This is a genomic window from Clostridium boliviensis (genome assembly GCF_033342255.1).
In the GTDB taxonomy this organism is placed as follows: Bacteria; Bacillota; Clostridia; order Lachnospirales; family Lachnospiraceae; genus Lacrimispora; species Lacrimispora boliviensis.
The window spans coordinates 82,693-95,311 of the sequence record NZ_JAWONS010000329.1; the positions used below are offsets into that span (position 1 = coordinate 82,693).

A 12,619-nucleotide genomic window follows, 5' to 3' on the forward strand; every position below is an offset into this window, starting at 1 on the left:
TCCCTATTTTAAATGTTCTGTCTCCAACACATAGCCGGGATTTTCCTTCATCATCTTTTCTCTCATCTGCCGGTTAAACGGATGACAGATCCATTCAAAATCAGTTTGTTTCAGGCGTACGTCTTTACAGCCGCAGCAAGCCATTTTTATTCCCACTTCTTTGCATAACTGCTCAACTCTGGTCAGTCTTTCCAATTTATCATCAAATGGAAGTGAAAATAATTGCTGGCCGGAGATGGTTGGCGTTACTTCTGACAATGCCTCGGCACAAGGACGTAAAAACTCATTTTTCATCCATGCCTGCTTCACTGTGCCTGTTACCAGAACATAACCGGCAATCACTTCCGTTGCTCCCAGCCGCAGCGCATCACCTGCTACTTTTTTAATGTTCTCCGGCTGGTCATCAATATTGGGAAGCATGGGATCAATGCGCACATTTAAATTTCCCAGACCTTTTATGGAAGCAAGTTTCTTAACATTGTTCATCCGTTCTTCGTAGCTGGCTGCATAAGGTTCCACAATTGAATTTCTATACTGGTCAGCACTTGTCACGTCCACCTGAACATGTATGTATTCCGGCTTTTTGGCAAATACCTCCAAAATCCCGTCCGTAAATATTCCTTTTGATACAAAAAGAATATTCACATTATGTTCCAGAAGCCTGTTCACAACAGTAATGGTCGAATTAATAATATCCTCATTTCCCAACGGATCTGATGAATAACTTAAATAAACACAGGGAGGAAAATCCTCCCGTTCCAGAAAGCGGTCCAGTTTCAGCAATACCGTTTCTTCCTTATAATCAGGATTTTGCAGCTGGTATGCTTTCATTTCCAGAGGCGAGAAGATGCAGTAAAGACAATGATGAGGGCAGCCTAAGGACATATCCATGACATAATTTTTACATGCATTCGGTTCGTAGCGGATATCCGCCTGTAAATCTTTTGTTATTCCCCAGTTAATTTTATTATCCATTTTGTACCTCCATATGATTCAGAAAATATTTTTTTATCAGCTTACAAATGGTTCCCACAGTCATTCCGGCGTTATTTTCATCTTCAAAAATGTCTGAGATAAAGCTTTCCATATCTAAGTCAGCCGATTCACTTAAAAAAGTCTGCTGAATTTTCAGCATGGTATCCATGATATCAATGGAATCAAACGCAAAGTCATGAATCAGAGAACTATCGGGAGTAACTTCTCCCAGCACTTTTTGAGGATTTACCTCTTTTAAAATTGTTTCGGTTTTTTCAAAAACCATTTGATCTGTCCACTTCATTAATGAAACCTCCTTTTATCATTTAGCAGCACTCATTGTATCTTTTATTTTAAATGTTCTGTCTCCAACACATAGCCGGGATTTTCCTTCATCATCTTTTCTCTCATCTGCCGGTTAAACGGATGACAGATCCATTCAAAATCAGTTTGTTTCAGGCGCACGTCTTTACAGCCGCAGCAAGCCATTTTTATTCCCACTTCTTTGCATAACTGCTCAACTCTGGTCAGTCTTTCCAATTTATCATCAAATGGAAGTGAAAATAATTGCTGGCCGGAGATGGTTGGCGTTACTTCTGACAATGCCTCGGCACAAGGACGTAAAAACTCATTTTTCATCCATGCCTGCTTCACTGTGCCTGTTACCAGAACATAACCGGCAATCACTTCCGTTGCTCCCAGCCGCAGCGCATCACCTGCTACTTTTTTAATGTTCTCCGGCTGGTCATCAATATTGGGAAGCATGGGATCAATGCGCACATTTAAATTTCCAAGACCTTTTATGGAAGCAAGTTTCTTAACATTATTCATCCGTTCCTCATAGCTGGCTGCATAAGGTTCCACAATTGAATTTCTATACTGGTCAGCACTTGTCACGTCCACCTGAACATGTATGTACTCCGGCTTTTTGGCAAATGCCTCCAGAATCCCGTCCGTAAATATTCCTTTTGATACAAAAAGAATATTCACATTATGTTCCAAAAGCCTGTTCACAACAGTAATGGTCGATTTAATAATATCCTCATTTCCCAACGGATCTGACGAATAGCTCAAATAAACACAGGGAGGAAAATCCTCCCGTTCCAGAAAGCGGTCCAGTTTCAGCAATACCGTTTCTTCCTTATAATCAGGATTTTGCAGCTGGTATGCTTTCATTTCCAGAGGCGAGAAGATGCAGTAAAGACAATGATGAGGGCAGCCTAAGGACATATCCATGACATAATTTTTACATGCATTCGGTTCGTAGCGGATATCCGCCTGTAAATCTTTTGTTATTCCCCAGTTAATTTTATTATCCATTTTGTACCTCCATATGATTCAGAAAATATTTTTTTATCAGCTTACAAATAGTTCCTACAGTCATTCCGGCGTTATTTTCATCTTCAAAAATGTCTGAGATAAAGCTTTCCATATCTAAGTTTGCCGATTCACTTAAAAAAGTCTGCTGAATTTTCAGCATGGTATCCATGATATCGATGGAATCAAACGCAAAGTCATGAATCAGAGAACTATCGGGAGTAACTTCTCCCAGCACTTTTTGAGGATTAACCTCTTTTAAAATTGTTTCAGTTTTTTCAAAAACCATTTGATCTGTCCACTTCATTTTGAATCCTCCTTTAATCATTTAACATATTGCAAAAAATGCCTGCATTATCCTGAACTAATTTTTTAATGAATGCTGAGAATGAAGAACTGGCGGTTACGTCTTCGGGAACTGCCTGGATATTATATTTTAAAGCAATCCGCTGCACCAATGTGCGGACAGCCTCAGAATTATAGCCATTTTGATCGGTCATTGGCAAATCACTGGCCATCTGAAGAATTGTTTCTTCTGCTTTATGATAAATCTGCATCAGATCTGCACCCTGTACGGATTCCCCGCCGGCCAGTGGTTTTAAATGTCTCTCTAAACTCCGGCAAATGGTATTAATACTGACCATATCCTCGTCAAAAAACATCTCCGTAGAAGTATTAATTCCGAACTCCCGGTTGACTGTTTCAATAAACCCGATCATGCTAATCGAAGTGAATCCATAATTCAGCAATTCTTCATTGGGATCAATTTCATCCTGGCTGATTTTTAACAGACTGGAGATAATTCGGGTAACATCCTCAGCATTAACACATTTTTCTTCTATTTGAACCGGTTTCCGTGTTTCTGCATTCAAGTGATTTTCTTCCATGGGCTGCTTGATACAGAAATTAATCAGCCGAACTAATATATTGCCATCATCATCAATCATATTAATATTAAAATGGCGCATTGGTTTATCCAGATCGTTGGTTTTGCTTAGAGATGCATGGACATAGCAGTGTGCGGCTAATGGTTTCAGTATTTCCAGCCGCTCCAGTGAAAAAGTCAGATAAGGGCGGCCGATGGAATCCCTGTCAGAATTCACCTGCAGACCGGTAATCGTCTGCAGTGCAGCATCCATAAGCGCCGGATGCAGATCAAACGCCTTCAGCTCATAACCGTTCAAGGGCAGGGAAAGCTCTGACAACGCTTCCGTATCGTTATAATACATATGCTTCATCGCCTGCATACTGGGGCCTACAAAAAATTGTCTTCTCCGGAAGCTCTCATAGCATTCCAATCCGCTTGTCTGATTGATGCAGCGTTTTTTGATTGCGGCAATATCCTGAATTACAGCAGTTGCAGATACCGGTTCTTTCGAAATACTTCCCTTCATGTTTAAAATTCTTGCTTCATCCTGGCTGACAGTGTACAGACGGAATAAACTGGTTTTATCACCATCTGAAAATTCTATTTCCAAACGGATCAAACTGCCGTCCGGTTGAATTGGCGCAAGCCAGTAGACATCGGTTATGACAGCAACAGAAAGCTTTAACATTTCCTGTGCAGCTGCCCGTATCATTTCAAGGTAGGCAACTCCCGGAAGGATGGGTTTATCATAGACAACATTATCTTCAAAAAAGAATTCCCGGCCAGTCAGATTCACTCTGCAGCAGCAGTCATTTAGTTTCTGAAAACCGGAATGCAGAAGATTATCCATATGGGAACCGGAGTTATTTGGTTTTTCCGGTACAGCTGGCTGTTCATACCAGTACCGGTCTTTCTTAAAAGCATAGGTGATAACAGGAATTACCTGATAATCACGCGCTCCATAAAGTTCTTCCCAGTTGAGTTCTGCTCCTGCTCCATAAAATTCTGCCAATGCCTGCAATAACTCGCGATATTCACTGGAATCGGTCTCAAGCTGGTGGATACGCTGAAAAATATACTGGATCGTCTGTTTCGATAAATGTTTCGGGATGCTGTCAGCCTTTTTCGTAAAAATCAGCTCTGAAACCGGCTTACGACCAGACAGATACCCCCCTATCAATTCGGTCAAATCCTCTTCCCCCGATGCCAGAACAGCAAACCGGTAATCGAAAACGGTGCGTCTGGTATTCAGGGTATAAGCCAGGTCACCAATCCAGAACTTACCCTTATTGTGATTCAGCCAGCTGTATAGCTTTTGAATCTGCCCAGTTAATGACTCAGGCGATTTTGCCGAAAGTGTAATGGCATAAAGCGGTAAAGTTTTCTGGCAGTCCGATGCCGTCCGTACCGGAGCTTCTTCTAATACAAGGTGGGCATTGGTTCCACTGAAGCCAAAGGAGCTTACTGCTGCCCGCCTTAATCCAGTTCCTTCGCGTGTCCATGGGGTCAGTGTGTGATTTACAATAAATGGACTATCATCCAATTGAATATGTTCATTTAATTTGTTGAAATGGAGCGACGGCGGAAGCAGATTATTTTTTAGTGATAATAATACTTTTATGATTCCAGCCACACCGGAGGCTGCAGATGTATGTCCAATATTGGATTTTACTGATCCAATCCGGCAGAAGGATTTTTTATCAGTAAATGTACGGAAAGAGTCAATCAATGCTTCTACTTCTATCGGATCACCCAGTTTGGTACCGGTGCCATGACACTCCACATAGGAGATTGTTTCCGGATTAATTCCCGATTTCAGATATACTTCCTTCTCCAGTGCGGTCTGAGCCTGAGCACTTGGAGCAGTAATACCATTTGTCTTTCCATCCTGATTGATTCCGGTCCCTTTGATTACACCATAGATGTGGTCCTGATCCGCAAGTGCTTTGTCCAGACGTTTCAATACCAGAACTCCTGCACCTTCTCCCGGAACAAAGCCATCCGCCTGATCATCAAACGTTCTGCACCTCCCTGTGCCGGACAGCATACCACTTTTTGACATTCCCAGATAAGATTCCTGGGTCATATAAAGAGCCACGCCTCCGGCCAGCATCAGATCCACTTCATTGTTTTGCAGCGCCTTGCAGGCCAGGTCAACAGCTACTAAAGAGGATGAACAGGCAGTGTTTATTGAAACAGCCGGTCCTTTCAGATTTAAGAAATATGCAATTCTTGCCGCAAGCATCGACGAGTCATTAAAAATACTGCCTGGATAATCCCTGCTGTTCATGACTCCTGCATAAACACCGCATTTCATTGCATTTAACCTGGATGCCGGATATCCGGCATCTTCTAATGCGTGCCAGGCTTCCTGTAAGAAAATCCTGTGATGAGGATCTAACAACTGTGCATCTGCGGGGGATAAGTTAAAAAACAGCGGATCAAATTTATCGTAATCACGAATGAATCCACCCCATTTACTAATTGATTTTCCAGGCTGATTAAGATTGGGATCGTAATAAGCCGCGATATCCCAGCGTTCTTTCGGGATTTCTGTGATACAATCCTTTCCAGCAATTAAATTTTCCCAGAACTCATCCATATCATCCGCTTCCGGATAACGCATCCCGATACCAATAACAGCTATATCAGTAAATCCAGGCTGTTCGATATGTGTCACCGGTTCTGGTTCAATCCTCATGGCTGTCCCTGATTTCATCAGTGATACAGACTCAGATTCCCGCTCTGGATGCGGCATTTCCTTTTTCCTCATTATACTGTCTGAAGTCTGTTCCTGAAGATAGGCGGCCAGATCCTGAAGAGATGGATAATTATATAAACTGGAGGCTCTTAAGCCAATCTGATAGCGGTCTTTTAAAAGCTTTACAAATTCCACTCCCAAAATAGAATCCAGTCCCTGTTCCATAAAAGGCTTAACCGGATCAATGTCTGACGATTCCCGGTATAACACGTCAGCCAGCATTTGTTTAAGTTCATTGATCATATCCGTACTCGGCCTTTGATTCGTTTGTCTCTCTTGAATCGGGACCGGAAGGTTGTCCGCCCCGCTTATTTCTGTTATGACAGGCTTATCAGTAGGTTTAAGTAATACATGGCTGTTTCGATGATCATCATCAAAACAATACCTTTGTTTTGTAAAAGAGTATCCAGGCGCATGCATTCTGCCCGGACAGCCGTAGGGATAAAGTGCCGGTATGTCCGGTGCTTCTCCTGCCAGATAATTCCTGGCATGCTCCACAAGGCTGCTTCCATCGGTTTTTGTCTGCAGTATTTCCGTCTGCCGGTCGGTCCACGTATCCATACTGCCATCAAGAAACTGTTCTAATTTTTGCAGCAGTTCCGCTGGATCTGCTGCGATGACCGCTAACCGTTCCTGCATATGCTCACGTCCGGCTGCCAGCGTATATGACAGCCGGGCAAGCCGTAAAACCGGTTGATCCGGGGAACGGATATAACAGGCGAGAGCCGCAGCAGATTCCCGCAGCTGTGGTCTGGTCCGGGAAGACAGCAAAATTAACTGCGGCTTCCGGTTTTCCCCCTGCTCCTGTTTTATTTCATATTCCTCAATAACCGCATGGGCATTCGCCCCGCCGTACCCAAAAGAGCTGATCCCGGCCCGCCGCGGAATCTCATTCCCCTGCTCATCGATTAACCTTACCCATGGAATTGTTTTATTAACAATATAAAAAGGGCTGTCCTCCAGATCAATAAATGGATTCAGCCTTTTCATATGCAGAGATGCAGGAAGCTTGTTATTTTTAATGCTTAATATTATTTTCAGCAAACCGGCAATACCAGATGCTGCCTCCAAATGACCGATATTTGTTTTTACTGACCCCACCCCGCAACAGGGTTGGCCGTTGAATTCTTTTCCGCTTTCCTGGTAAAGTTTTTGAAATGCTTTTTTCAGGCCTTTTATTTCCACCGGATCACCTAAATTGGTGCCGGTTCCATGTGCTTCTATGTAAGTAACTGTAGCAGGATCTACACCTGATTTTATGATTGAATCAAAAATAAGGTCTGCCTGGGCATTGGTATTTGGTGAAGTCAGAGATTTTGCTCTGCCGCCGTGATTTACTGAGGTAGACCGGATAACGCCATATATATCATCTTTATCAGCCTGGGCTTTGGACAGTGATTTTAAGTATACTGCTCCGGCCCCCTCCCCCCTGACATAGCCGTCTGCATCTGCATCAAAAGTTTTACACTTTCCATCCTTGCAAAGCATTCCGGAAGCATCAAAGATGTTAAACAGAGTGGCCGTTAAGATCACATTAATACCACCGACAATGGCGGTATCACAAAGCCCTGCATGGATAGCTTCCACAGCGTGATGCAGAGCTACCAGGGAACTGGAACAGGCAGTGTCAATGGATTCACTGGGACCATGAAAATCATATAAAAACGAAATCCGGTTGGCAAAAATAGAGGTCAGGGTACCCATGGAAGAGGAGGCATCCATTTGAAACTGGTTTCTCATCATTAAATCAAAATAATCACTGCCGGATACTGCGATAAACACTCCGGTTTTTGTCCCTGCCAGCTGTTTCGGATTGTAGCCTGCATCTTCAATGACTTTCCAGGTCATTTCCAGCATAATTCGCTGTTGGGGATCCATATAGTTTGCTTCACGCGGAGAAATATTAAAAAATTCAGCGTCAAATGTATCGATCGTTTTCATAAATCCGCCATATCCGGCTGCTTTAAGATCAGGCATTGACTTCCTTCGGTCCTGGGGTATTTCTGTAATCAGATCTTTTCCCTTCTCCAGATTGTTCCAGAATTCTTCAACAGAATCCGATTGCGGCATGGTTCCGGCAATACCGATAATCGCAATGTCGTCCCTGGTGCCGCTGACCTTCTGGTCAGTTTCAGCAACAGGGACATTGAGCGATTGATTTTGCTGGCTGGGAGGGCTTTGATATACCGCCTCTTTCATCCGAAGTTTATAATATTCCTGAATTGGTTCACTGTATTCTTTTAACAAATATTGCTGCAGTGCCCGAATCGTGGGCTGCTCAAGTTCAAAAAAAGCAAGAGGAGTCAGCTTTATCGATAATTGCTGATTTAATTCGTTACAAAAAGCAGTAATTGCGATGGAATCAAAGCCACATTCTTCAATATCGTCATCGGGGCTCATATCGCCTTCTGTACCTTTTATCAGTTTTCCCGCAATCTTCATCAGATCTTCTAATAAAACACCTTCATGACTCCCATTTTTCTGTGCCATCTGCATATCATCTACCTCTTCTTGAGAAATAAAACTGCCTTCATCGTTTTCCTCACATATGTTCAGAATCTGCTCAATTTTTTCGATCCGCCCATATGTCAGGATCACCCTTTTCTGTTCTGATCTATTTACTGAATATTCAAACGCTACCAACGCTTTCTGAACCGGTATCGGTATCATTCCGTAAAGATTTTCGGTTAATTTTACCGACTCATCGTCGGCCTGCATTCCGCCTTCTTCCCACATCGGCCAGTTGACAGAAATGATTTTCAGTTGTTTCTCTGCCACAGCCAGCTCAGTAAAACTGTCCATAAACGCATTGCCATAGGCATAGTCACATTGCCCGGCATTGCCGAAAACTGCAGCAATGGAAGAAAACATCATAAAAAGCTCCGCTTCCGTTTTTAGCAATTCCTGATATAAGACCAACGTTCCAAGTATCTTTGGTCTTACTATCTGCTGGATCTGAGGAGTTTGTTTCTTATAAAAATAATCATCATTAATGATTCCGGCACAGTGGAAAAGGCCGTCAATCTTTTTAAACTGCTGCAATGTACCGGAAATCAGCTGAGACACATCCTCCTGACTGCAGACGTCTCCGGATAAGTAAATCCCCTCCCCGCCCAGTGCTCTGATCTTCTCCAACTGCCGGTCGGCTCGATCGGAACTTGTTGATCGTCCAAATAAGACCAGTTTGCAGCCATAGCGGGAAGCCAGATGTTCGGATAAAATTTCTCCAATTCCTCCTGTACCGCCGGTGATAATATAGACACCGTTTTTCCTGATTTTTCTATGCTCATTTTTAGGCGGACCCGCTCTTCTTAATGACAGTATCTTCCTGATATCCTGTTGATATTTAACAGCAAAGCCATCATGCTGTGTCAATTCCGTTGTAACCTGATTGATCCGGTCCTGCCAGTTGCCTTCCAGGATAACCGTCTTAAGTATAATTTTTCTGTTTTCCTGAAATAATGCCGCCCCTAATCCCCGCAGTGCATCAAATAATGGATTTCCAGCCTGTTTTGCCAGAGCCAGGACTGTAACAGAACTCTCCCACTTCATCCCTGACAGCATTCTTATTAAATCAAAAAACGGATAAATATAGCAGTCCAGCTGTTTGTCTGTGCTGACCGGATCCAGTCGGTATTTTTCTTCCGTAAAACCATACAGGACGGCCTCCAACCGCCAGCCTGCTGCACTTTGCCGGTTCAAAAAGTCTTTCCAGAATGATTCCTGATTCTGTTCAGGTAAATTTATAACAATGTCCGACAACTGTGCATTCTCTTTTGTGTACCGGAACACACAGCTTTGGCCTGTCCCCCCCACGTCAGCAGCCAGCCACCGGGACAGTGTGTCTGTAGGTATCCCTCCTGGTACTGCTGCCGGTGCTGAGAGCCAGATTGAATCCAGATACATATTTTCAGCCGGTTTCTGATCAGTCTTAAGATGCTTTGGTAAGCCTGTTTGTTTTAGTTCTTTTACAATAAAGTTGTTTAAGACAACCAGTATTTTTCCGGTCAGGTCGGTAATGGTCATTCTATATTTGTTTAATTTCGCTGCGCCTTTATTTTGATCCGACAGCAGCTGTGCGTATACATAACATTCTTTGACAAGGGGATGGTAAATCTCCACATCTTCCAGAATAAATGGAACATTTGAATGATTTTCTGCATTGTCAGCGAACCCCAGAGCGGTTTGAAATGCTCCATCAATCAAAGTTGGATGCAGCTTTAAACGGCCTAAGTCATCGGGTACGCAATCAGGTAACTTTAAGCGGGACAATACTTCCCGGCTGTTTATATATAGCTCCTGAATGGGCTGAAACCCTTTGCCATATTTAAAGTTATATTTACTCGTTATCTGATAACATTCCGTTCCGGTTAACTTATGCTGGCTTCTGGCGATAATATCGTGAATGCTTATCTGTTCTTTGCCGGTAATCAGAGGTGTCTTATGAGAACCATAGAGCCACCCCTGGGAATAAACTGCCAAAGGATTGGCAGAATCACTTTCAATTCGATATTTAAAACCATCATCTTCCTGTTCCACAGCGATTGACAGAAACAGTTCCGACTCCGCAACAATTGGCTGCTGCCACACGATATTACTGATTCTGCATACGTCAAAATCCAGCTGCTCCCCTGCTGCTCTCGCCATTTCAATCTGAGCTGCACCAGGCAGAATATGTAAATCATCCACCACGTGATCCGTTACAAAAAATTCCTTTCCGGTTAACGATACAATTAAATGAGAAGTGCCTTCCTTTGATAAACGCCGGTAAGACATTTCACAAATGCTTTTATCTTTCACGCTGGCAGGTGCAGCGCTGTGCCAGTATGATTTCCGGCTAAAGGGATACGGCGGCAATGAAATGGTATTGGCATCCTGCTGGAACACAAGCCCCCACTCCCCTGATTCACCGTTGACATAATGGGTCCCAATTCTTTCAAGAAGCTCCCTGCGATCCACGTTCTGCTCAGATTGCGAAGAAAACTGGCGTAACAGCTCTGCAAGGCTTTCATCAGTGGCTTTCAGTCTCTGATCTCCCGGACTGCCCGCCTCAATAAATAATGAAAGTTCTGTCTGCAGTTCTGCAATCGTGGATGCAGTACAATACCACCGGTATTTAAAATGGCTTCTCCGCACACATAAAGTATAAGATAAGTCCTGTATGCGGCACTCCGGCCTTTTTTCCAGCCATCGGATTAAATCAGCTGCTTTGTTCTTCAGGGCTGTTTTCGTTTTACCAGATAAAAAAATCAGCTGGTCCCGGACAGCTTCCTGCCTGTCCCCGCTTCGGCAGGGATACTCCTCAATAATCATATGACAATTGGTTCCGCTGAATCCAAAGGAACTGACAGCGGCCCTGCGAATTCCTGATTCCACATTCCAGTCTTTAGCCTCCGTTAAAATATAAAAAGGACTCTGCGCCAAATCGATATTTGAGTTGATGGTATGGTAGTTTATCAGAGGCGGCAGTTTTTTATGAGTCAGTGCACAAAGGACTTTGATAACGGATGCAATTCCGGCAGCCGGCATCGAATGCCCGATGTTGGGCTTAATGCTGCCAATCGCACAAAAGTTTTTCCTGTCCGTCCATTGCTGGAAAGCCTCTGTCAGAGCCTGCAGCTCAATGGGATCACCAAGCCTTGTTCCGGTTCCATGACTTTCTACATAAGTGATGGACTGTGGGCTGATATTCGCTTTCTGATACGTTTTTATTTCCAGTTCTTTCTGGGACAGAGCATTGGGAGCGGTGATTCCGTTCGTCTTTCCATCCTGATTTAGTTCAATAGCTTTTATTACGCCATAGATCTGATCCCGGTCAGAAACAGCCCTGTCCAGTCTTTTTAAAACAATCACACCTGCTGCTTCGCCGATTACCGTACCGTCGGCAGCATTGTCAAAGGCTCGGCAGGTTCCTGTAGGCGAAAACATGCCCAGGCTGTTCAGACCTTCAAACATTGCCTTGGTGGATAATACCTGGACACCGCCGGCAAGTGCAATTTCACAACTATTATTCAGAAGGCCTGAATAAGCCATATAAATTGCGCTGAGTGCCGAAGAACATGCAGTATCAACAGCAATTGCCGGTCCTTTTAAATTGAGATAATACGCCATCCGGGATGCCAGGATGGAATTACTTATTCCGGTCGGCAGATAGGGATTCAATGTACCGTCATAATTTTTGAAATAGTCCCCCTCCTGACAGCCCACAAAGATCCCGCAGCCCGCTCCGTCCAGCCTGCTTTCTGTGTATCCTGCATCTTCCAGAGCTTTCCAGGCCTCCTCCATAAATAACCGCTGCCGTGGATCCATCATTTCTGCTTCTTTCTCCGAGATGGAAAAAAACTCAGCATCAAAAGCTGATATATCCGATAAAAACCCGCCCCGCCCGCTGTTTATTTCTTCACTTCCGTTCAGACGCCATCTCCGGGCCGGAACCTGGTCTATAAAGCTATGTCCGGCCTGTAAATGTTCCCATAACTCATCTGCATTATCAGATCCGGGAAAAATGCCTGAAATTCCAATTACTGCAATGTCATTTTCTGTTGACTGCCCTGGACAGATATCAAAACTACTTTCGGGGATACCAGAATGTTTTAACTGTTTAATCCTGCTTAGTCCTTCTTCCGGAGTAATCTCCCTGTTTTTTATTTGTTCGAGAATTACTTTTTTCTGATCTAGTTCCATTTATATAATTTCTC

5 protein-coding genes are annotated in these 12,619 nt (G+C 43.6%); all 5 read right to left on the reverse strand.

What is annotated here, in order from left to right; all coding sequences use genetic code 11:
* Window positions 1–3: 3 nt before the first annotated feature.
* Genes RZO55_RS24215 through RZO55_RS24235 form a run of 5 tightly spaced genes read right to left on the reverse strand, consistent with a single transcriptional unit; the run spans window position 4 to window position 12,605 of the window.
* Window positions 4–975, reverse strand: a complete 972-nt coding sequence (locus RZO55_RS24215; protein WP_318066815.1) for a radical SAM protein — start codon at window positions 973–975, stop codon at window positions 4–6.
* Window positions 968–1,279 carry an acyl carrier protein gene (locus RZO55_RS24220; RefSeq protein WP_318066816.1) on the reverse strand — a complete coding sequence of 104 codons (312 nt, stop codon included), beginning with the start codon at window positions 1,277–1,279 and terminating at the stop codon, window positions 968–970. The genes RZO55_RS24215 and RZO55_RS24220 overlap by 8 nt, the downstream gene beginning before the upstream one ends.
* A 44-nt stretch (window positions 1,280–1,323) precedes the next feature.
* A complete protein-coding gene (locus RZO55_RS24225) occupies window positions 1,324–2,295 on the reverse strand; it encodes a radical SAM protein (RefSeq protein WP_318066817.1) in 972 nt (323 codons plus the stop codon).
* Window positions 2,288–2,599 carry an acyl carrier protein gene (locus tag RZO55_RS24230; RefSeq protein WP_318066818.1) on the reverse strand — a complete coding sequence of 104 codons (312 nt, stop codon included), beginning with the start codon at window positions 2,597–2,599 and terminating at the stop codon, window positions 2,288–2,290. Before RZO55_RS24230 ends, RZO55_RS24225 begins: the two co-directional genes overlap by 8 nt.
* 13 nt (window positions 2,600–2,612) lie before the next feature.
* Window positions 2,613–12,605, reverse strand: coding sequence for an SDR family NAD(P)-dependent oxidoreductase (locus RZO55_RS24235; RefSeq protein ID WP_318066819.1), 9,993 nt, complete (start codon window positions 12,603–12,605; stop codon window positions 2,613–2,615).
* Between the last annotated feature and the right edge of the window lie 14 nt (window positions 12,606–12,619).